This window comes from Pseudomonas sp., from assembly GCF_040514055.1.
GTDB lineage: Bacteria > Pseudomonadota > Gammaproteobacteria > Pseudomonadales > Pseudomonadaceae > Aquipseudomonas.
Genome location: NZ_JBEVDL010000009.1, coordinates 1 through 21,548 on the forward strand (window position 1 = coordinate 1; position 21,548 = coordinate 21,548).

21 protein-coding genes are annotated in these 21,548 nt (G+C 65.7%); 8 read left to right on the forward strand and 13 right to left on the reverse strand.

Annotated features, from left to right (window positions below; all coding sequences use genetic code 11):
• Window positions 1-519: RlmF-related methyltransferase (locus tag ABWY06_RS02155; RefSeq protein WP_353923917.1), on the forward strand; the 519-nt coding region annotated here is incomplete at its 5' end.
• Window positions 520-650: 131 nt separating this feature from the next.
• Window positions 651-1,454 (forward strand): substrate-binding periplasmic protein, encoded by an 804-nt coding sequence (locus ABWY06_RS02160; RefSeq protein WP_353923918.1) that lies wholly within the window; start codon window positions 651-653, stop codon window positions 1,452-1,454.
• A gap of 261 nt (window positions 1,455-1,715) precedes the next feature.
• On the opposite strand, the gene ABWY06_RS02165 is transcribed toward ABWY06_RS02160, so the two are convergent.
• From ABWY06_RS02165 to ABWY06_RS02180, 4 genes are all read right to left on the reverse strand, one after another.
• The gene (locus ABWY06_RS02165; RefSeq protein WP_353923919.1) at window positions 1,716-2,996 is read right to left on the reverse strand and encodes an ABC1 kinase family protein; all 1,281 of its coding nucleotides are present in this window, start codon (window positions 2,994-2,996) and stop codon (window positions 1,716-1,718) included.
• A 98-nt stretch (window positions 2,997-3,094) separates the two neighbouring features.
• Window positions 3,095-5,107, reverse strand: coding sequence for a putative bifunctional diguanylate cyclase/phosphodiesterase (locus ABWY06_RS02170; RefSeq protein ID WP_353923920.1), 2,013 nt, complete (start codon window positions 5,105-5,107; stop codon window positions 3,095-3,097).
• A gap of 185 nt (window positions 5,108-5,292) precedes the next feature.
• A complete protein-coding gene (locus ABWY06_RS02175; protein ID WP_353923921.1) occupies window positions 5,293-5,802 on the reverse strand; it encodes a hypothetical protein in 510 nt (169 codons plus the stop codon).
• A 94-nt stretch (window positions 5,803-5,896) separates the two neighbouring features.
• A complete protein-coding gene (locus tag ABWY06_RS02180) occupies window positions 5,897-6,940 on the reverse strand; it encodes an AraC family transcriptional regulator (protein ID WP_353923922.1) in 1,044 nt (347 codons plus the stop codon).
• Window positions 6,941-7,097: 157 nt separating this feature from the next.
• Between ABWY06_RS02180 and ABWY06_RS02185 the strand changes: the two genes are divergently transcribed.
• On the forward strand, window positions 7,098-7,478 hold the full coding sequence (locus tag ABWY06_RS02185) for a hypothetical protein (protein ID WP_353923923.1): 381 nt from the start codon (window positions 7,098-7,100) through the stop codon (window positions 7,476-7,478).
• A gap of 58 nt (window positions 7,479-7,536) precedes the next feature.
• Entirely contained in the window at window positions 7,537-8,109 is a 573-nt protein-coding gene (locus ABWY06_RS02190) for a DUF1415 domain-containing protein (protein WP_353923924.1), read from the forward strand.
• Between the two features lie 51 nt (window positions 8,110-8,160).
• On the opposite strand, the gene ABWY06_RS02195 is transcribed toward ABWY06_RS02190, so the two are convergent.
• The 6 genes from ABWY06_RS02195 to ABWY06_RS02220 form a co-directional block, all read right to left on the reverse strand.
• Window positions 8,161-8,919, reverse strand: a complete 759-nt coding sequence (locus tag ABWY06_RS02195; protein ID WP_353923925.1) for a COG4705 family protein — start codon at window positions 8,917-8,919, stop codon at window positions 8,161-8,163.
• Window positions 8,920-9,088: 169 nt separating this feature from the next.
• Window positions 9,089-9,946: an alpha/beta fold hydrolase gene (locus ABWY06_RS02200; protein WP_353923926.1), complete on the reverse strand. Its 858-nt coding sequence runs from the start codon at window positions 9,944-9,946 to the stop codon at window positions 9,089-9,091.
• 155 nt (window positions 9,947-10,101) lie between these two features.
• Window positions 10,102-10,605, reverse strand: a complete 504-nt coding sequence (locus tag ABWY06_RS02205) for a hypothetical protein (protein WP_353923927.1) — start codon at window positions 10,603-10,605, stop codon at window positions 10,102-10,104.
• 166 nt (window positions 10,606-10,771) lie between these two features.
• Window positions 10,772-14,209, reverse strand: coding sequence for an SbcC/MukB-like Walker B domain-containing protein (locus tag ABWY06_RS02210; RefSeq protein WP_353923928.1), 3,438 nt, complete (start codon window positions 14,207-14,209; stop codon window positions 10,772-10,774).
• Window positions 14,206-15,426 carry an exonuclease subunit SbcD gene (gene sbcD, locus ABWY06_RS02215; protein WP_353923929.1) on the reverse strand — a complete coding sequence of 407 codons (1,221 nt, stop codon included), beginning with the start codon at window positions 15,424-15,426 and terminating at the stop codon, window positions 14,206-14,208. The genes ABWY06_RS02210 and sbcD overlap by 4 nt, the downstream gene beginning before the upstream one ends.
• A 114-nt stretch (window positions 15,427-15,540) precedes the next feature.
• A complete protein-coding gene (locus tag ABWY06_RS02220) occupies window positions 15,541-15,939 on the reverse strand; it encodes a nuclear transport factor 2 family protein (protein WP_353923930.1) in 399 nt (132 codons plus the stop codon).
• 208 nt (window positions 15,940-16,147) lie between these two features.
• Between ABWY06_RS02220 and ABWY06_RS02225 the strand changes: the two genes are divergently transcribed.
• From ABWY06_RS02225 to ABWY06_RS02235, 3 genes are all read left to right on the forward strand, one after another.
• On the forward strand, window positions 16,148-17,005 hold the full coding sequence (locus tag ABWY06_RS02225) for a LysR family transcriptional regulator (protein ID WP_353923931.1): 858 nt from the start codon (window positions 16,148-16,150) through the stop codon (window positions 17,003-17,005).
• Between the two features lie 129 nt (window positions 17,006-17,134).
• Window positions 17,135-18,142: a nucleoid-associated protein YejK gene (yejK, locus tag ABWY06_RS02230; RefSeq protein WP_353923932.1), complete on the forward strand. Its 1,008-nt coding sequence runs from the start codon at window positions 17,135-17,137 to the stop codon at window positions 18,140-18,142.
• Between the two features lie 13 nt (window positions 18,143-18,155).
• Window positions 18,156-18,974, forward strand: a complete 819-nt coding sequence (locus tag ABWY06_RS02235) for a polyphosphate kinase 2 family protein (protein ID WP_353923933.1) — start codon at window positions 18,156-18,158, stop codon at window positions 18,972-18,974.
• Window positions 18,975-19,007: 33 nt separating this feature from the next.
• Here the strand turns inward: ABWY06_RS02235 and ABWY06_RS02240 are convergent, their stop codons facing one another.
• A complete protein-coding gene (locus tag ABWY06_RS02240) occupies window positions 19,008-19,943 on the reverse strand; it encodes a glutathione S-transferase N-terminal domain-containing protein (protein ID WP_353923934.1) in 936 nt (311 codons plus the stop codon).
• A gap of 66 nt (window positions 19,944-20,009) precedes the next feature.
• Window positions 20,010-20,369, reverse strand: coding sequence for a GIY-YIG nuclease family protein (locus ABWY06_RS02245; RefSeq protein WP_502948137.1), 360 nt, complete (start codon window positions 20,367-20,369; stop codon window positions 20,010-20,012).
• A gap of 85 nt (window positions 20,370-20,454) precedes the next feature.
• On the opposite strand from ABWY06_RS02245, the gene ABWY06_RS02250 reads away from it, so the two are divergent.
• Window positions 20,455-20,943 carry an asparaginase domain-containing protein gene (locus ABWY06_RS02250; RefSeq protein WP_353923935.1) on the forward strand — a complete coding sequence of 163 codons (489 nt, stop codon included), beginning with the start codon at window positions 20,455-20,457 and terminating at the stop codon, window positions 20,941-20,943.
• Window positions 20,944-21,010: 67 nt separating this feature from the next.
• Here the strand turns inward: ABWY06_RS02250 and ABWY06_RS02255 are convergent, their stop codons facing one another.
• On the reverse strand, window positions 21,011-21,481 hold the full coding sequence (locus ABWY06_RS02255) for a nuclear transport factor 2 family protein (protein WP_353923936.1): 471 nt from the start codon (window positions 21,479-21,481) through the stop codon (window positions 21,011-21,013).
• Window positions 21,482-21,548 lie beyond the last annotated feature (67 nt).

A 21,548-nucleotide genomic window follows, 5' to 3' on the forward strand; every position in this document is an offset into this window, starting at 1 on the left:
GGGGCCATCGAGCTGCGCCTGCAACCGCAGAAAAAACAGATACTGCAGGGCCTGCTGGCAAGCGAAGAGCGCTTCGACCTGACCCTGTGCAATCCGCCCTTCCATGCCTCGCTGGCCGAGGCCACCCGCGGCAGCAGCCGCAAATGGCGCAACCTCGGCAAGCAGGACCCTAGTCGCAAGCTGCCGGTGCTGAATTTCGGTGGCCAGGCCGCCGAGCTCTGGTGCGAGGGCGGCGAAGCGGCCTTTGTCCGGCAACTGGTCGAGGAAAGCCGGCTGGTGGCTCACCAGGTGCTGTGGTTCAGTACCCTGGTCTCCAAGGCCAGCAACCTGCCCGGTTTGCTGGCAGCGGTGAGCAAGGCCGGTGCCCAGGCCGTGCGCACCGTCGACATGGCCCAGGGCCAGAAACAAAGCCGTTTTGTCGCCTGGACCTTTCTCGACAGCACCCAGCAGGGCGCCTGGGCACGCGCGCGCTGGGGCGCCCCGGGCGCACAACGCGCGGAGCCTACGACAGGGCTGTAGCGGTGCTGCGCCAGACGCGCGCTACCTGCGACTTGATGCCTAAGTCGCGGTAACGGCGCAGCCTGGGCTGCGGCAGCCAGCGGAATGCGCAATACTGCCCTGCAGTACCGTGATGATGGTGGGGAGAGCGGATGAAGTGCGCGAACCTGTGGCTCTGCTCGATCCTGCTCAGTGGCGTGGCGCGGGCCGAGGTCTTGCAACCGCTGTCGATCAGTATCGGCGACTGGCCTCCCTACCTGTCGGCGGACCTGAAACACGATGGTGTGGTGGCGCACCTGATCAGCGATATATTCGCCGACGAGGGTTACCGGGTCAGCTACAAGCGCCTGCCCTGGCCACGGGCCTATGCCGAGGCGGCCAGCGGTCGAGTGGCCGCCAGCGCGATCTGGATGCACAAGACCGAGCGTGAAGCGGATTTTCTCTTTAGCGCCCCGGTACTGGAGGAACAGTTCGTATTCTTCCACCTTAAAAGTTTTCCCTTCGACTGGCAGCAGCTCGACGACCTCAAGGGCATGACCCTGGGCGGCGGCCTCGAGTACAGCTACGGTCCGGCCTTCGATGCCGCACTCGCGGCCGGCACCTTCAGCATGGAACGGGTCTCCAGCGATCAGCAGAACTTCGAGAAGCTGCTCAAGGAGCGGGTGGTGCTCTACCCGCAGGAGGTCAATGTCGGCTACTACGCGCTGATGAAGCACTTCCCGGCGCAAGACCTGGCCAAGATCACTCACCATCCCAAGCCCTTGCTCAACAACGCCAGCTACCTGATGCTGCCCAAGCGTCTGCCAGGCAGCCAGGCGCTGATGCAGCGTTTCAACCAGCGACTGGCACAGTACCGGGCCGATGGGCGATACCAGCGCTACTTCGAGAACTTCCAGAACGGCAGCTACTTTCCCGACCCGGCCGCCGCCCCCCTGCCCTCGCCGCTCGGCGAATAAACCCGCTGCCCACGAACCTGTAGGGCGGCCTCCGCGCGCCGTCCGGCAACGGCCCGCCGAGGGCAAAGGCGAGCAGCCGGAAGTCCGCGCGCCTGGATACCCGCCTACGCGGGTATGACGATCAAGGGCAACCGACACCTTCCTGCGGAAGTAGCGTGGCCTCGGCGAGCAACCGAAAGCCCGCGCGCCGGGATACCTACCTAGGGGGTATGACGATCAAGGGCCTCGGCACGCTGTCCGGCGACACCCCGCCGCTGTGGCTCAGGCAACAGGCTCCGGCACCATCCAGGGTTCCAGTAAATCCGCCACCGGCACCGCGACGGCCAGGCGGCAGAGGTTCCAGTAGTGCCCTTCCAGGGTGCGATTGACCAGCAACGTACTGGGCGAGGGTTGCAGGCTGCCCAGGGCGCCCAGCACATTGGGCATCAGGGCCATCAATTGCTGGTGAATCGGCGTTTCGGCGAAATCCCAATTCTCGCCCGGTTGCAGCAGCGGCCCGAGCAGGCCGTGCAGCCGGCGATACAGGCCATTGGGTACCGTGGACGAGGGCTGCCGTGTGCCCAGGGCCTGGAAAGCATTTTCCAGCTGGGCCGAATCCTGTGCCTGCAGGGCGCGAAACAGCTGCACATAGGCCTCACGCAGGGGGGCTCCCAAGGCCTGCACCGAGCCGAAGTCATAGACCACCAGCTCGCCGGCCTCGGTGTAGGCGAAATTGCCCGGATGGGGGTCGGCATGCAACAACCCCAGCTCGAACGCCTGGGCGCCGAGCCAGCGCACCAGGGTCACGGCCAGGCGTTGACGCACCTCAAGGCTGGCCTGGCCCACCTCGGCGAAGGGCAGGCCCGGCTCGTCGGTCAGCACCAGCACGCCGGGCCGGCACAGTTCGACCTGGGGCACGGGCAGGCGCAGCCCGGGCCAGTCGGCAAAAAACGCGGTAAAGCGGCACAACCGCTGCATTTCCGCTGCATAGTCGAGTTCGTCGGCGATCGCCGCTTCCAGTTCGCGGTAAACCCCCTCCAGCTGCGCCGCCGGCGCCCTGAACAACCGCCCCAGGGGCAGCAGACGGCGCAATTGGCGCATGTCGGCGGCACAGATCTCGGCAATGCCCGGGTACTGCACCTTAAGCACCAGCGCCTGGCCGTCCAGGCCCACGGCGCGGTGCACCTGGCCCAGCGAGGCGGCCGCGAAGGGCTGCGCCTCGACGCTCCGGAAAAAATGCCCGAGGTCCTCGCCATACACGGCTTCCAGGTGCGGCAGCAGGGCCTCGAAGGGCAAGGCCGGCACGCGATTCTGCAACTGCGCCAGGGCCTGCGCCACCGGCGCCGGCAACACATCTTCCCACTGCGAGGCCAACTGACCCAGCTTGAGCACCGGGCCTTTCATTTCGCCCAGGACGCTGCCGAGCAAGTCGCCGACCGGTTGCCAATCGGTGGCGCCCGGCCGCAGTTGCTGGCCGAGCAGGTTGCCGGCAATACGCGTGCCGGTGCCGGCCAGTCGCAAAAACCGGCCCAGGGCCGAGGGTGCAGCGGGTGTCCGTTCCATGGTCGAGGCGCCTGCGGGGCTGGGTAAGGCCTCGATCATGCGCCTCGTGGCTTTATAGCGCCATTGCCGGGGCTCAGAGTCGCGGCCACAGGCCGCGCCTACGTCAGCGGGCCAGGTGGCGTCGAGGGGTACTGTGCTTTTAACAAGGCCTCGAACTGGTCACGGGCCAGCGCGGCGCCGAACAGAAAGCCTTGGCCGAAGTCGCAGCCGGCGCGACGCAGGGTGTCGCACTGTTGCCGGGTTTCAACCCCTTCGGCCACTACCTTCAAGCCCAGCTTGTGCGCCATCACGATTATCGCGTCGCATAACGCGACGCTGTCCGGGTCCTGTTCCAGGTTGCAAACGAAGGATTGGTCGATCTTGATAAAGTCGATCTTGAACTTGCGCAAATAGGACAGCGACGAATAGCCGGTGCCGAAGTCGTCCAGCGTCAGCTGCATGCCGGCGACCTGAAACGCCCGCAATTGTTGAATGACCGACGCATTGGAGGCGAGCAGCAAGCCTTCGGTAATCTCCAGCCCGATCGGCGGACGACCATTGCCGACGAGGTAGTCAGGGTTTTCGCATTGACGCAGCCACTCGCCGTGGTAAGGGCCATTGCAGCGGTAAAACTGCGCGGGCGATACGTTGACGTTAACCGTGAAGTCGGCGCGCAAGGCGCGCCAGCCACTGGCTTGGCGCAGCGCCTCGTGAAACACCCAATCACCGATCGAAACGATCAGGCCATTGTGTTCCGCGATCGGGATAAACCGATTCGGGCTGATCAGGCCCTGCTCCGGATGCCACCAGCGCAGCAGGGCCTCCGCCTTGCATATCTGCTCGGACGCCAGGTCGACTATCGGCTGGTAAAACACCTGCAACTGGTTACCGTTGATCGCGCGCCGCAGGTCGTTGCTCAGGGTCATGCGCATCTGCGCCACCTCCTGCATGCTGGCGGTAAAGTAGCTGAAGCGGTTACGCCCCGCCCCTTTCGAGTGGTACAGGGCCTGGTCGGCATTGCGCAACAGGTCGCTGGCGTTAAGCGCGTCCTGAGGGTAGAGGGTGATGCCGATGCTGGCGGAGATATAAGCTTCTTCGCCGCTCAGTTGAAAGGCCTGGCTCAAACCCTCGAGGATGCGTTGCGCCAGGTCAGTGGCGGTATCCACATTTTGCAATTCGCCGAGGGTTATGATGAATTCGTCGCCGCCGAAACGCGCCACCGTATCGGTGCCCCGCACATAGCTGGACAGGCGCTGCCCGACTTGCCGAAGCAACTGATCACCGATCTGATGCCCCAGGGTGTCGTTGATCTCCTTGAAATGGTCAAGGTCGATAAACAGCAGGGCCAACGGCAAATGGCTGCGGTTCGACCGTTTGATCTCCATCTCCAGGCATTGCTGCAATACATTGCGGTTGGGCAAGCCGGTCAGTCGGTCAAAATTCACTTCCCGCAACGCCTGTTCGACCAGCAGGCGGTCATGCACTTCGGCCGCCAGGGCGAAGGCTTGCTGCTGGAGGTCGGCGACATCGCGCCGCAGGGCGCCGACGTCCGCCTGTGGATCGTAGCTTTCGGCCGGCAGCACGGCGCTGTGCAGCTCACAGACCTGGCGGAACACGCTACGGTCCTGTTCCTTGGGGAAGGCGCTCAGCGGATAACCGCAGAGCAAGGTGAAATGATGCCGCTCCAGCAGTTCGTTGAAATAACCTTCCACCTGCAGGGCGGCCTCATGTTTGCCCAACGCGAGCAACGAGCAGGATTCGAGCCCGCAGAGTATCGCCACCATTTCACCGTAGATATACAAATGACCCGCATGATTGGTGGCGGCCTGGACGATGATCGCGCCGACTTCCTCAAGGAAGCGCACCCGGTCCGGCATGCCGTCGTCCATAAACAGCGGCAGCAACTGATCGACCTCCAAGGCGATGAAACGCCGATTGAGTTCGACGTCCGCCTCGGGCAATAAGCCTCGGGCCCGCAGGCTCTGCTCGAGCTGCTGCAAATGCGGCTGGGTGGCAATCACAATGCCCTGGTCGCCGCCACTGAGCGCTGCCCCGATGTACTCGGTCACGCTGCTGATCAGGAAACTGTCGTTCTCGTAAAACTGCACAGAATGCGCGCTGCCGCTTCCCATGGTCCCCCCGTCTGAGCTCGGTCCTAGTGGGGAGGAGTCGACCGCGGGAACTTAGTTCCAGGGTTCGGCGCGCGCGCTGACGCCGCTGGTCTTATAGCTGAAGTCGCCAGCCAGAGCCTCGCGACCCTGGGTGAATCATCGCCAGGGTCCGTTGGCCGGCCTTCGACCTCGCTGCCGGGGGACGCTCAGCGCGCTGCTGGGGATTGGCCCGACGTGCCCAGAAACGGCTCGCGGGTCCCCAGCAACCAATCGCTCCAGGGTTTGGTCACGCACCAGTTGGCGTGTGGGTTGGGGCCCATATGGTGGTCGTAGTGCCAGGGCAGGTGCCGTCGGGCCCAGTCCGGCTGCTCGTGGGCTTTTTTATGGGTCAGGTAATAATTGAGGGCGCAGTACCAGAGGGTCAGGCATAACCAGGGGGCCCAGAGGACCAAGGGCAAGATCGACAGGCTGGCGACGATCAGCGCCCAGGCTTCCTTGCCCTGGGCATGCCAACCCAGCGGGAATTGGCCGTAGCAGGGATCGCGAAACGCATGCTGACGCGCATTGCGATGGTGCTCGTGGAAATGAAAGCTCCAGAAAGTGCCGCGGCGGCGCCCCAGGCCATGCAGCACCTTGCGGTGAAACCACCATTCGGTGAAATTGCCGAGCAGCAGGCCGGCGAAAACGCTCAAGGGCAGTTCGAGATAAAGGGGCATGGGGCACTCCGGGGCCAGGGAAACAGGGCCCCAGTTTCGCCTGCCCACGCTGTCCGTACTTGACCGACCAGGAGCGCGCAGCCGGTCGCTGCGGTCAACCCGCCAGAGCACGCTGTTGTCGGCGGTAGTCGCCGGGGGCACAGCCCTGCCAGCGCCGGAAGGCCCTGGAAAAACAGCTCTGCTCGGCGAACCCCAGCTGATAGGCGATCTCGCCCAATGAACGGTCGCTGTGTTGCAGGTAGAGCCGCGCCAGGTCCTGGCGCACTTCGTCCTGCAGCACGGCAAAGGACAATCCGGCGTCGGCCAGGCGCCGCTTCAGCTGTCGCTCGCTGAGGCCCAGGCGCTCGGCGATCTGCTGCTGCACCTCCCCCAGCGGCAGCGCCTCGCACAGCGCCACGCGCAATGGGCCAGCAGTCAGGCCGTCCTGTGCCAGCTCCGCCTGTGCCTGGCGCTGCATCCACAGGCACAGGACCGGATCCGCCGTGGGCAAGGGCAGCTGCAGCAAGGCGCGCGGAAAGATCAGCGCATTGCGCCCGGCACTCCCGCGCACCGCGCAGCCAAACAACTGCGCGTAGCGCTGCGGCGCATCCGCCAGAGCATGCTGAAACTCGATTCGCAGCGGTTCGGCGTGGCCCTCGCTCAACCGCCGGCCCAGGCTTACCCAGCCGCTCAGGGCAATCTCCACCGCCTGGCGCGGTACCCAGGGCAACGCCCCGGGCCGCCAGCTGAGCACGGCCTCCCCCGCCTCCTCGCGCAACTCGGTCCGGCCAATGTCCCAGACCAGCGTTTCCAGGCGTTGCAACTGCCCAATGGCGTCGCCCAGGGTCGCGCTGCTCAGCGCGGCATAGCCCAGCAGTTGAAAGGCACGTGGTCGCACGGCCAAGCCCAGGCGCAGCCCGATCAAGGGATCGCCGCTTTGCTGTTCGGCCCGCAGCAGCAAATCGAAAGCCTTGAACAAGGGCAGCCGCTGCCCTTGGCGTTGCAGCTGGGCCGGTGACAGCCCGGCGTCGGCCAACAGCGGTTCGACCTGCAGGCCCAAGGCCTGGGCCGCGGGCAGCAGCGCCTCGAGGTAGCTGGCGGCCAGCCCGGCCGCCGAGCGGTGCAGGCTTAACAACCGGTTGGACCAGGGGAAAGTCATCGCCGCTCCGCAGGCAAAAACCCAGGGTGCCGATCGCGTGGCCTGGCCGGAAGCCATCTTTCGGCCAGTGCCCGATTTTGCCCCTCCAGGCGTACCAGGGCCGGGCGTTCAGCGGTAAACTCGCCGCCCATTTTCCGTACTTGCCCAGGCCACGCCCATGAACACCCGACTGCCCCTGCCCAACACCATCAAAGGCTGGGCCCGCGAGGTCCTGCAGGCCCTTGAGGAAGCCGAGGTCATTCGCCAGCAGAGCGAACAGATGGACCAAGACTCGCTGTTCAAGCTGGCCCCGGCCTTTGGCGCGCTGTACCGCGGCATCGAGGAGCCCGAGCTCAAGGAGCGGATGCTCAAGCATGCCTGCGGCACGGTATTTATGATCCACGAACACATTCCCGGCTACAGCGCGTTGTACAAGCGCTGTTTTGTCCATTGCTACCTGGATGCCATGATCCTGATCAAGGTGCTTAAACTGGGCAAGGCCGAACAGGTGATCGAGTTCCTCGAAGCCAAGGGCAAGGTCGAAGCCTGGCAGGCCTGAGGTTTCCCTCGGCGGCCCACCCGCCGCCTCTTTCCACCGGCCCCGAACAGGTGACCCTATGACCCTCTACCCCCACGCCCTTGCCGAGACCCGCGCCTGGGTCGACCGTGCCGTGATCGGCTTGAACCTCTGCCCCTTTGCCAAAGCCGTGCAGGTCAAGGGCCAGGTCCGCTACGTACTGTGCGAAGCCAGTGAACCCGAAGCGCTGCTCGAAGCCCTGTGCCAGGAGCTGACCGCCCTCGCCGAAGGCCAGGCCGAGCAGGTGGACACCACCCTGCTGGTGCATCCCGGCGCGCTGAACGATTTTCTCGATTTCAACGATTTCCTCGAAGTGGCCGACGCCGCAGTGGAGGAACTGGGCTACGCCGGCCTGCTGCAGGTCGCCAGTTTCCACCCGCAGTTCCAGTTCGCCGATACCGAGCCGGACGACATCGGCAACGCCACCAACCGCTCGCCCTACCCGACCCTGCATATCCTGCGCGAAGCCAGCATCGATCGTGCGGTGGCCGCCTTCCCCGAGGCCGAGGTGATCTTCGAGGCCAATATCCAGACCCTGGAAAAGCTCGGCCCGCAAGGCTGGGCCGAGCTGCAGGCGCAGTGCCGGCGGGATGCCGAACTCAGCGCCGAGTAAACAGCCGCCAGGACCGACAGTCAGGATCAGTGGCGCTGCCTGGCAGGCATTTTAGCCAGCAGTGGGCAGCGTGGCCGGCGCCACGCCTCGCCCCTGGCGCAGCGTGGCCACGACCACCAGCACCAGCAGCACGCCGAGCAGGACCAGGGACGAGCCGACCGTGCCGAACCCCAGGCCGCCCTGTTCATGGCCCTTGGTCAGTACGTCGCCCAGGGTTGCGCCAAAGGGCCGGGTCAGGACGAAGGCGACCCAGAACAGCAGCACCGGCGACAGCCGGGTGACCGAGCGGGCCAGTACCACCAGCGCAATCGCCCCGCCGATCAGCAGCGCGCCGCCCGCAAAGCCCAGCCCCGAATCATCTGCCAGGTAGTCGCCCAGCGCCGTGCCGAGGGTGTTGGAGATCAGGATCGCGGTCCAGTAGAACAGTTCGGCGCGGGTGCTGCGCACCGAGTCGACCGCCAGCGAACGCTCCTTGGCGTACCAGAGGGCGAACACCGCCAGCAACAGGCCAATCAGCACCGTCGAGCCACTGGCGTAGCCCAGCCCCAGGGTCCGGTCCATAAAATCCGACAGGGTGGTGCCCGCCGTGCTGGTGGAGAGGATTACCGACCAGTACAGCGCCGGGTGGTAGCGTGTGGAGAACAGCTGAAACACCAGCGTCACCAGAAAGGCTGCGAGCAACACCAGGGTGCTGAGGGCGTAGCCCAGGTTCAGGGTCATCGACAGCAAGTCACCGGCCGTTTCGCCGAGGGTGGTCGCGCAAATTTTCATCACCCAGAACGCCAGGGTGATCTGCGGCAGCTTGTTCATGGTGGTTATCCGGGGGTCGTTCGCAGGGCTGGCCTGACGCGGCGCGTCCGCCAGGTGGTGGCACGAGCGCAGGCTGCGCGAGCCGCCGTGAAAAGCCGGTGAAGAAAAGATGAAAAAAACCTCGTCGCGCATGAGTCGGGGCCGGTTCGTCCGGGCCCCAGACTGGTGCTCAGGCCTTCGCTTTAGCCCTGCCCTTTGCCCGGCTCGGCGCCCTTGGTCGCGCCGCGGGCGCGGGCAAGGCTGGCGAGGCGGGACGCAGAAAGGCGCGAATCGAAGCGGCGGTCTCCGCAGCGCTGGTGACGATGAAAAAATGGCCCTCGTCGGGCAGCACCACCAGGGTCGAACGACGAATCGCCTTGTTCAGGATGCGGGCGTTGTACAGGCGCGTCACCGGGTCGGTTTCGCCCGCCAGGATCAGGGTTGGCGCACGCAACCGCCACAGTCGGGTGAGGCTGGTCCAGCCGAGCACGGCGATCATCTGGTGGTAGTAGGAGCGGGTGTTCAGGCTGACCATGCGGTGCACGCCGCCGACCCTGAGCAAGGAGCGCGCCGAATTGCGGCCACTGGGCTGGGCCAGTGCGCGGCTGGGGCTTTTGATCCCCGTGCCGAAAAAGGCCAGCAGATCGCCCGGTTTCATCAGCAAAAACGGACCCGCCGAGGTGGCCGCAAGAATCAGCCGACCGACGCGCGCGGGATAGCGCAAGGCGAATTCCTGGGCCAGCGCCCCGCCCCAGCTGACCCCAAAAACATCCACCCGTGCCAGCCCCAGTTCGTCGAGCAGGGCCGCCAGCACCTCGGCATGGGCCGGCATGCGCAGCGGCGAAGGCGGTTTTTGCGACAGACCGACCCCCGGTACATCCAGGGTGATGGTGGTGAAGTCCTTGAGTCCGGCGCGCAGCGGATCGAACGAACGGATCAAGCCGCCCAGGCCATTGATCAGTAACAAGGGTGGCCCCTTGCCCCGCAGCGAGACGTTGAGCGTGAGCCCCTTGACCTCGATCAGCCGACTGTCAGCGTTTACCGCCATGGAATGCCCCCGATGCTGCCGTTCAGCGGACCGTCCGCGTCAGCGCTCTAAGGGTTTGGACCGACAGCTGGCGCATTTGTGCGGCCCAACGCAGCGTGCTCACAGTGGCTGTGCCGTTTGCGCCTGGGACGAGCACAGCCCAGCGCACCGGGCCGCTACGGGAGCCACAACTGGCCGGACGCGCCGCTGAAGTCGAGGGTGGTCAATGCCTGCTTGGACAGCGGCGCACCCGTCCAGATATAGGCCTTACGGGCGCCCGCCACCAGGGCCAGCTCGGTGAATCCGCGGACCTCGATCTGGGTCAAGCCACCCTCCAGGCGCGAGAGCAAGTGCACGATCACCGTGGGCGCGGGTCGCAACAAAGATGGCGGCACCAGTGCCTTGACCAGCAATTTGAGGGTGGCTTCTGCCACGGAGAAATCCGCCAGCAAGGTGCGCGGATGCTCGAAGCCATTGCTCAGGGTCACCCCCGGCTGCCCGGCGAGCGCCAGGGCGGCGCTGCCGATTGCCAGGGGGACCCGCTTGTTCTGCACCTGCCGAAAGGCCAGCACGGATGACTCGCTGAGCTGCTTGCCCGATTCCAGGTGCAGGCCGGTCAAGCGATCGACGTGCACCTGGATATACAGGGTGCAGGGGAAAAAACGGCGGTTCCAACGCATGGCACCCTCAATGACGGCGAGCAGAAGCGGCAGTATGCCAGGCGAGCAGCGGCACGACTGTGCCCTGGGTTTGACGGTAGCCGTGCAGGAGTTGATCGACCTTGAATGGGCAAGGAGCCCTGCCTTGGAGGCTCCAGCGTCAGTCTCTGCGGCAAACCGCAGGCCGTTAATCGCCCACGGCGAAACGCCGGTCCAGTGCGCTATAGCCCATGCCCACGCCCTTGTGCACCTTGAGCTGCACCGGGATTCGCTCTTTGAGCGCCTCGACATGGCTGATCACGCCGATCATCTTGCCACTGGCGTTCAGGGCGTCCAGGGCATCCAGCGCCACCTCGAGGGTTTCGCCATCCAGGGTACCGAAGCCCTCGTCGAGGAACAGCGAGTCGATGCTGGTCTTGTGGCTGACCAGGTCGGACAAGGCCAGCGCTAGCGCCAGGCTGACCAGGAAACTCTCGCCGCCGGACAGGGTCTTGCAATCGCGCGCCACGTCACCCTGCCAGGTGTCGACCACCTCCAGCTCCAGGTCGCCACCCTCGCGCCGCCCGAGCTGATAACGGCCATGCAGCCGCTGCAGTTGCTGATTGGCCAGATAGACCAAATGGTCCAGGGTCAGGCCCTGGGCGAACTTGCGGTACTTGGCGCCATCGGCCGAGCCGATCAGACCGTTGAGGTGCTGCCAGAGGTCATGCACCTGCCCCTTTGCGGCGATTTCGGCGAACAGGCCTTGCTGGCCACGGCGCCGAGCCTCGTCGCCTTCCAGTTGCGCGCGTATTTCACCCTGGCGCTGGCCGAGGCCTTTCAACTGCTCGCCAAGCGTCAGCAGCTGTTCGTCCAGCTGCTGGCGATCCAGCGCGTCGCGATTTTCGGCCCGCAGCGCTCTCAGGCCTTGCTCCGCCGCAGCCTGCAGGGCCTCGGCCTCGGTCAGGGTCTTGTCCAGGCCGCTCTTGAGGCCGTGCAGCCCATCGCGCTGCTCGTCGGTCAACAGCGCCGTCCGAAAGGCTGATTCGTCGACGAACGGGCTTTGGGTCAGGGCCTGGACCCAGACCCGGGTCTTCTCGACCTGTTCATGCTGCTGGCGCAGCAGCTGTTCGCTCAGCGACTGCTGGCGACCCAGCAGCCCGTGGGCCAGGGCCTGAGTCTGGAGCAGTTCGGCCTCGACCTCTTGCAAGGCCGGCGCCGGTTCGGCGCAGGGCGCCAGATCGGCCGGCGCGTCCAGCGCGAGGGCGGTCCAACCCCGCTGCCAGTGGGTCGCCTGTTGGGTCGTGTTGTCCCGCGCAGCGCGTTGCGCCAGCTGCTGGCGCTCCAACTGGTGCAGCTGTTCCTGGGCCTGCTGCCAGGCCTGCCATTCCCGTTCCCGTTCAGCCAGCCAAGCGCCGCCGTCCGCCGGCAAGACATGGCCCAGGGCCTCGAGGGCGGTGGCCAGGGCGTTTTCGAGTTCCTTGGACTGGCGATCCAGGTCCTGCAGGCGCGCGGCGCTGGCGCTTAGCTGGTTCTGGTTGTGCTGCTGGCGCTCGTGCAACAGCGCCCGCTGCTGGGCGGCCGCGAGACAGCCGCCGTCGAGGGCCTGGCGTGTGGCCTTCGACGCCTCCAGCGCGGCCTTGAGCCGCTCCAGCTCGCCGAGTGCGCTGTGCAGGTTGGCCAGGGCCGCGCCGTGGCGCGCCTGCTGGGCGACCAGGGCCGGCTCGTCGGCCAACTCGAGGCCGAGCGCCAGGCACAGCCGTTGCCATTCTTCGTCCAGTTGTTGCTGCTCGGCCTGGCCCTGCTGCAATTGCCGCTGATACTCCTCGAGATGGGCGGCCAGGGCCGCCAGCTCGGCAGCGAAGGCCTGGCCCAGACTGGCCAGGTCTTCCAGGGCGCAGCGTTTGTCCGCCAGGGCCCGCTGGGTCGCAGAACCATCCAGGGCCTGGTAGGCGGCGATCGCCGGGTGTTCGTGGGAGCCGCAGAGCGGGCAAGCTTCGTCGGGCCGCAGCTGGGCACGGTGGGCCTCCAGCGCCTGGATGCGCTGCTCCTGCTCCAGCAATTTTTCCTTGTCGACAACCTGCTGCTTGAGGTCCTTGTAGGCCGTTCGCAGCTTGCCCAGTTCGAGGGTCCTGGCCTGCTGCAGCGCGCCCTTGTCGGCCAGGGCCTGGTTCAGCTGCGCTTCCTGGTCCACCAACTGTCGCCGGCTGCGGCCCAGCTGCTGCAGCCGCTCCAGCCCATGCTGCTGGTCGCTCAGGTGCTGCCACTGCAGGCGCAAGTCGGCCTCGGCCTGGCCACCCAGCAACGCGTCCAACTGGGTCTGCTGCTCGGCTTCGGCAGCCATGGCCGCGGTCAACCGGCCCTGCTCGACCGCCAGCAGTTGGTCCTGGGCCCGCACTTGCACCGCCAGGTCCTGCTCGGCCTGCTGCTCCAGCCGCTGCTGGCCGCGCAGGCTGGCGAGTTCCTGGCCGAGCTGCCGACGCGCTTCGAACTGCTGGCGCCAACCGCTGAGCCGCTCGCCCAACAGGCTGTGCTGGGGGTGTTCGGCCAGGTGGCGCTGCAATTGGCGAAGCTGCTCATCGAGCCGGTCCAGCTCGGCCTGCTGCGCCTGGGCGATCTGCCGGCTCAGCTGATGGGCCTGCCAATGCTGCTGGCCGAGCCGCAGCGCGGCCTGCTGCTGCTTGCCGGCCGTTTGCGCCAGGTCCTGCTCGCTGCGCGCCACCGCCTGTTCGATGGCCTGCCAGTCGGCATGCCAGGGCTGCAGGCGAGCGGCCGGTTCGCTGGCGGCCAGGCGCTCAAGGTGCGGCTGGGCCTCGGCCAGGGCCTGGCGGGCCTGCTCGGCCTGCTGCCGTGCCGCGTCCTGCTGCTGTTCGGCCTTGGCCAAGTCCTCGCACCACTGGCGCTGGGCCTGCAACTGGCCGAGCCGGGCGCTCAGGGCCGCTTCCTCGGCCACCCGCTCCCGCGCCTCGGCCTGCAGCGCCTCGCGCTGTTCGTCACTGAGCAGTTCGACGCCGGCGGCCTGGGCCCGCAGCTGGTCCAGGGCGATCTTCACCTCGCGGGTGCGTTCGAACACCCGCTGGGAAATCTGCCCGTAGATGTCGGTGCCGGTCAGCTCCTCGAGCAACTCGGCGCGCTGGTTGGCATTGGCCTCGAGAAAGGCGGCAAACCCGCCCTGGGCCAGCAGCATGGATTTGGTGAAGCGCTCGAAATCCAGGCCGGTGAGGCTTTCGGTGAGTTTCAGCTTTTCGCCGAGCTTATGGCTAAGGATCTGCCCGGCGCCGCTGAGCGGGTCGATCCGCACCAGCTCGGCCTTGGGCGGCTGCAAGTCGCCACTGGGCTTGTCCCGGGCCCGGCGCTGGCTCCAGAAGGCGCGGTAGCCCTGGCCCTTGACCTCGAATTCGACCTCGGCCAGGCAGTCGGCGGTGTGCCGGGTCATGAGTTCGTTGCTGCCCGACAGGCTGGCCATGCGCGGGGTGCGGTGATAGAGGGCCAGGCAGATGGCGTCCAGCAGGGTGGTCTTGCCGGCGCCGGTGGGCCCGGTGATGGCGAACAGGCCGTTGTCCTTGAAGGGTTCGCGCCGGAAATCGATCTTCCATTCACCCTTGAGCGAGTTGAGGTTTTTCAGGCGCAAGCTGAGGATCTTCATGCCGGCTGCTCCTGCAGCTCGCCGAGCACCTGGCGGTACAGCCCCTCCAATTGGTCCTGTAAGGCCGGGGCGAGGGTCTCGCCAGCCAGGCGCTGGGCGAACACCTGCTCGGGGCTCAGTTCGTCCAGGGTTTCCCGGGCCACGGCCTGCAGGCGGGTCGTGGCCGTACCACGGGCGCGGCGAATGCGCAGCACCTCCACCGGCAGGCCGTCGCACAGGGCGGCGATGCGCGGCTGCAGGTCACTGAGGTAATCGTCGCCGCTGACCTGGATCTCCAGCCAGGCGGGGCACTGCGCCGTGCCGTGGCGCGCCGCATCGCCTATCACCAGCTGCAGCTCGGCCAATGACCCCGAAAGCGCCAGCAGCGGCTGGAAGCGTGGCACCGCCAGCGGCGTTACGCCACGCAGGCCGCCCTCGTCCAGCTCCACCAGCAGCACTTCCTTCTGCTGCCGGGCCTCGTCGAAACTCAGGGGAATGGGCGAGCCGCTGTAGCGGATATGTTCCAGCCCGCCGACCTTCTGTGGCTTGTGGATATGGCCCAGGGCGATATAGGCCGCTGGCGGAAAGGCGCTGGTGGGAAAAGCCTCCAGGGCACCGACATAGATTTCGCGCACCGACTCGCTGGCGCTGGCGCCAACGGTGGTCAGGTGACCGGTGGCGATGATCGGCAAGCGACCACCCAGCTCGTCGCGGCGGCTTTCGGCCAAGGCATAGAGCCGCTGGTAGTGCAGGTGGATCGCCGCCTGCAACGACAGCTGTTTTTCTTCGGCGCTTTGCCCGGCCTGGCTCAGCAGGACATCCCGGGGGCGGATAAAGGGAATGGCACAGAGGATGGCGCCGGGCTGGCCCTGGCGGTCGTGCAGCACCAGCACCTGCTGCTCAAGCTCGGCACAGACCCCCGGGATCACCCGGGTGCCCAGTTGGGCCAGCAGGCTGCGGCTTTCCCCGAGCATGGCCACCGAATCGTGGTTGCCGCCCAGCACCACCAATTCGGCGCCGGTGTCGCGCAGGGCGACGACAAAGCCGTTGTACAACTCGCGGGCGTAACTGGGTGGCGCACCGGTGTCGAACACATCGCCGGCGATGATCAGCGCATCCACGCCCTGGACCCGCACCTGTTCGATCAGCCAGGCCATAAACGCCTGATGCTCGGCCTGGCGGCTCTTGCCCATAAAGTGCTGGCCGAGGTGCCAGTCGGAGGTGTGCAGGATGCGCATGGCAAAAACCTTGGACGAAATCAGGCGCCCATCTTAATGCCTGAGGCGGGGCAACGTCCCGCGAACCCATGGTCGCCAACCCTCGCGGCCGCCGCGTCGGGCGAACGCGCGGCCTCAGGCGACGGCGTACATCTTGTTGACGATCAGCCAACGGCCGTTCTCCTTAAGCAAGCCGAGAAAGTCCAGATAGCGCTGCCCAAGCAACGGACAGTCCACCTTGACCATCGCCTGTTCCTCGAGCACCTCGAGGGCGAGCACCTTGAACCCATAGGCATCGCCTTGCTGCTTCGGTACGGGACGTGCGGCGACCTGCGACAGCCACTCTTCCAGGCTGCGCCGCAGCCCGGGGGCTTTCAGGTAGGCGTCCGGATGAAACAGGCCGCGCAATTTGTCCACGTCGGCTTCATAGAGGCCATCGAAGTAGTCCTGCATCAACGCCAGCACCGCCTTGAAGGCCGTGATCTGTCCGTCCCGGGAAGGGTTATCGGCATGTGGCCGCTCAAGGGAACTCATGTCCTGGCTCCATTCGAGCGTTGGCAGCCCTGCTGCGCAGGCGGGTCGACAGGGGTACGGCCGCCAGCCGGGTAAAAATAGCGATCCATAACGAAGCCTCGGAACTGGGACAGGGATCTCAGCCTACGGCCGCTCATTGTCAACATAAAGACCTAGAATAGGGATGAACTGTTCTTAAAATGGAAACATCGTGGATAAACTGCGGGCTATGCACCTCTTCGTTCGCCTGGCCGACCTGGGCAGTTTCACCAAGGTCGCTGACGCGCAAAACAGTTCAAAATCCCTGGTCAGCAAGGAAATCAGCCGCCTTGAAGCCACGCTGGGTGCACGCCTGATCCACCGCTCCACCCGCAACCTGCAACTGACTCCCGTTGGCGAAGGCTACCTGCAACGCTGCCGCGCCCTGCTGCTGCAACTGGAGGATGCCGAGGCCTATGTTCAGGACCAGCAAACGCAACCGCGCGGCAGGTTGAAAATCAACGCCCCCATGGCCCTTGGACTGACCGATCTGTCGCGGGCCTTTTCCGCCTTTATGCAGGCCTACCCACAGCTCGAACTGGATATTCACCTGGGCGACGAGTCCCTCGACCTGGTCGAGCATGGCTTCGACCTCGGTTTGCGCGCCAGCAGCCGTCCCTTCGACTCCAGCTTTGTGGGCAAACCCCTGACCTGTTTCAGCTACAAGGTCTGCGCCGCACCCACCTACCTGCTGCGCCATCCGCCCATCACCGAGGTCCAGCACCTGCAGCGGCACAACGGCTTCCTGTACAGTTACTTCAAGGGCAAGCACATCTGGCCACTGGAGGGGGGTATCGCCATCCAGGGCACACTTAGGGTGAACAGCACGCTGTTTATGAAGCAGCTGGTACTGGACGGGCTGGGCATCGGCCTGCTGCCGGATTTCGTCTGTCACCAGGAGCTCGCCAGCGGGCAGTTGGTGGAAGTTCTGCCCCAGGCGGCGCGCCCACAACTGACCCTCTATGCCCTGTACCCGGCGCGCCAGTTCGTGCCGCCCAAGCTGCTGCACTGCATCGCGTTTATGCAAGACTGGTTCAACCCCACGTGACCGCCCAGCAGTACCTGCGAGCGGCCATGCCTGGGGCCACGAGCCGTACAGCGCGACATACCCGCCGTCAGCGCGCCGGGTCGGGTAAACTGTCCGGTCTTGGCCCCCTGCGCAACGTTAGAGAGACCCATGCCGATTCGTCATTGCATCGTCCACCTGATCGAGAAAAAACCCGATGGCACGCCCGCGGTGCTGCACGCCCGCGACAGCGAGCTGGCCGAGTCCCAGGCCATCGAGAACATGCTGGCGGACCTCAACGAGAGCTATAACGCCAAACAGGGCAAGGCCTGGGGTTTCTTTCACGCCGAGTCCGGCGCCCACCCCTTCAGCGGCTGGCTCAAGGAGTACCAGGACGGCAACAAGGATTTCACCGCGTTCAGTCGCCAGGCCGTGGAGCACCTGCAGAAGCTGATGGAGGAATCCAACCTGTCCACGGGGGGCCATGTGCTGTTTGCCCACTACCATCAGGGCATGACTGACTATCTGGCCATCGCCCTGCTGCACCACAGCGACGGCGTGGCGGTAACCGATTCCCTGGACGTGCAGGCGGCCAAGCACCTGGACCTCAGCCAGCTGCACCTGGCGGCACGGATCAACCTGTCCGAGTGGAAAAACAACGTCCACTCCAAGCAGTACATCTCCTTTATCAAGGGCAAAAACGGCAAGAAGGTGTCGGAGTACTTCCGCGACTTTATCGGCTGCCAGGAAGGCGTCGACGGCCCGGGTGAAACCCGCACCCTGCTCAAGGCTTTCAGCGATTTCGTCGAAAGCGAAGACCTGCCTGAAGAGGCCGCCCGGGAGAAAACCAAGACCCTGGTCGACTATGCCAGTAGCCAGGCGCGTATCGGTGAGCCCATGGGCCTGCAGGAGTTGTCCGGGCTGATCGACGAGGAGCGCCCCCGCGCCTTCTACGAACATATCCGCAACAAGGACTACGGCCTGTCGCCCGAGATCCCCGCGGACAAACGCACCCTGAGCCAGTTCCAGCGCTTCACCGGCCGCGCCGAAGGCCTGTCGATCAGCTTCGAGGCACACCTGCTCGGCTCCAAGATCGAATACGATGAAGCCCAGGACATGCTGGTGATCCGCAACCTGCCGACGCAGTTGACCGACCAGCTGAAACGCCGCAAGCACTGATTCAGGAGGCACGATGTCACGCCTGCCCGACGCGCTGCTGGACGACTGCCGCTGGGATTCCAGCCGCGGGTTCGAGCGCGATCCAGCACGCCACTGGGACCTGGACGAGGCCGACGGCCTGGAGCGCCTGGAGCGCCTCAAACCCTGGCTGAACGACCAGCAGACCCGCCTCTGGGCCAATCGACAGGACGCCCTGCTGCTGGTATTGCAAGGTCCGGATGGCGCCGGCAAGGATGCGGTGATCCGCCGGGTGCTGAATGCCTTTGCCCCCCAGGGGCTGCGCCTGAGCAATTTCAAGGCACCCGACGTGCATGAACGGCGTCAGGATTTCCTCTGGCGCTACCGCCAGCAACTGCCGGAGGCCGGATTGCTCGGCGTCTTCAACCGCAGTTACTACGAGGCCCTGGTCAGCGACCCGCAGGCGGGACTGTGCCCGCCGGACGAGGTGCCCGCACGCCTGGTGCAGATCTGCGGTTTCGAGCGCTCGCTGGCGCAGCCGCCCACCCACCTGCTCAAGTGCTACCTGCATATCTCCCCGGCTGAACAGCAGCAGCGCCTGCAACAGCGCCTGGCGTTGCCGCACAAACGCTGGAAGCTGCAGGCCAGCGACCTGCTCGAAGCGCCGTCACAGGCGCACAGCCAGGCGCAGTGGACCCAGGTCATGACTGCCAGCGACAGCCCGCACGCACCCTGGTACCTGATCCCCGCGGATCACCGCTGGTTACGCGACCTGCTGGTCGCCAGCCTATTGGCGCGGGTGTTCGAGCGCCTTGAGCTGCAATGGCCCCAGGCACACCTGCCGGCGGACCTGGACGCGCTGCGCGACGCCTGACTCGGCGGACGGACGCTGCGCAGCCGCCCAGGCTTAGCAGGCCTCGACGCGAAAGCCGTAGCGCGGAAAGTGCACATGCACCACGCCGGCCCGTTCGTCCTCGCGGCGCAGGATCAGCTCTTCAGTACCGGCGAACAGCAACTCGCCCTGCACCGGATCGACCCCGTAATCGGTGGCGGCGATCGCCACTTGCTGTCCGGCCTTGAAGCCGTTCGGATCGCTGAAGGTTTCGTCCGGCAAGGCCGCCGGGGTCGCTTCACGGGCGATGGCGATGGCCTCCTCGCCGCTGAGCTCGCTGTGCGAGCCATGGCCGAAGCCCAGCACCCGGTTCAGCCATTCGACGACGGCCGGATGCTCGTCCACCAGCGGCGCGGTCACCGGGGTGCCGCGCAGGAACCACAGCGGGTGAGCCATGGCGAAGTCGGCGATCGAGGCCTCGCCAAACAGGAAGTCGCCGCTCTCGCGGGACAGCTGCTGTTGCAGGCGCGCCATCAGGGTCGGCCATTGATGGCGTGCCTGCTCCAGCGGCAGGCGACTGGCTGTGCCGCCACTGAACAGCCCGGCGCGGTCGCTGAGGAACCCCTTGACCGCCTCGGGCGACAGGCGGGCAAAGCGCAGGGCAATGGACTCCGGCTGAAAGACCAGGCTGACCGCATGCTGGAACACCACCGAGTCGGCCCATTGGGCGAAGCTGGCCACATTGAATTCCTCGCCTTCGGGATACAGCGCCGGGGTGGCCTTGTGCGCCTCGAGGCGGCGGGCGATCAACGCGGTATCGCAGTAGATATCCGCGCCGACCTGCAACACCGGGGTTTTGCGGTAACCGCCGGTCAGGGCCGTCAGGTCGGGCTTGGGCATGACCGCCGGGATGCTGACCGAACGCCAGGACAGCTGCTTGAAGCCCAGCAGCAGGCGCGCCTTTTCGGCGAACGGCGACGTCGGGTAATGGTGCAGGATAAGTTCGGACATGCGGGCCTCGGCGGCAGGGACGGTGACTCCGAAGCTTACGCGTCCCCTCCACGCGGGCCTACCCGATCAGACTGATAGTCGATCATCCAGGCCATCCATAAGACCCGCCACCAGGCGCTCCTTGGCGCTTTTCTTGAGCGCCTTGATCGCCCGCTCGCGGCGCAGGGCCGCGCCCTTGTCGGCGCACGCCTCGACATGGACCAGGGCCACCGCCGGACTGGAGTGAAAGAAGCGCGCGCCGCGGCCGCTCTGGTGCACGGCGAAACGCCGCTGCGGGTCGTCGCTGATCCCGCAATACAAGGCGCCGTTTTCAGCCCGTACCAGGTAAACGAACCAGGCTTTGAGCGTGGCTTTTACCGCCCCGGCAACGTCTTCAACCAGGTGGACAGGATCTTCGCACTGAGGAGATTTCGCGGCGGTAGGCATCGCTGGCTTCGACAAAATTGGCGGCATCGAGCTTACCAGAGATAATCCGCGCCACGCCCAACGACTTACCTGAACCGGGAACCCTATGAATATCCAGATCTTCACCACCGGCGGCACCTTCGACAAGGTCTACTACGACGCCCTGTCCGACTTCCAGATCGGCGAGCCGATGGCACCGGAAATCCTCCGCGAAGCAGCGGTGACCTTCGAGTACGCGGTGGAAAGCCTGGTGAAAAAGGACAGCCTGGAACTGACCGACGAGGACCGTGCCCTGATCCGCGCCAAGGTCGCGGCTTGCCCGGCCCGGCATATCCTGATCACCCACGGCACCGATACCATGACCCTGACCGCCGAGGTGCTCAAGGACCTGCCGGGCAAGGTGATACTGTTCACCGGCGCCATGCAGCCGGCGCGCATGCGCAGCACCGACGCACCCTTCAACCTGGGCGTCGCCATCGGCGCCCTGCAGTGCCTGGCCGATGGCATCTATGTAGCCATGAGCGGGCGAATCTTCGAAGCCGGCAAGGTGAAAAAGAACCGTGCCGCAGGCCGCTTTGAAGACAGCCAGGGCTGATTCCCAACCCGGGTGGCCGCTGCCTGGCCACCCTGCTCAGAGCCGCGGCCCTGTAGCCTTTCGCAACTTAGCGCCCGCCGCGAAAGGCTGCCAGGCCCTTGGCGGCCTGGGCCCGAATGGCGTTGTGCACCAGCGGCGTCCAGCCCAGCAGCAAGCCCTTGATACCCAAGGCCTGGCGTGACCAGCGCCACAGGTCGAAACGATCCCGGTGCTGGCAGATCTTGCCGTCGCGAAAGACAAAACGCGCCCGGATATCGTTGACCACGGTACGACCGGTCTGGCTGAACAGGTAGGTCGCCACCCAGCGCGCGCGCCCCTCGCGGTCATCGGCCTGGACCTCGGAAAACTTCAGGGAAAAGCCCTGGGCCCGACTGGCCAGCATGCGCCACATATCCGTCGCCTGGGCGCCGCGCAGGTCGGTGAAAACCGGGTCGCTGAACTGCACATCCTCGGTGTAACAGGCGGCCATGGCCTCGGCGTCCAGGTGCTGGAACGCCTGATAAAAACGGGTGATCAGTTCGGCATTGGGGTGGCTCATGCAAAAACTCCGGCGATTGGCAACGACGCTCAGTATGGCTGGCAAAGGTCGGGACAACGATTGGCTA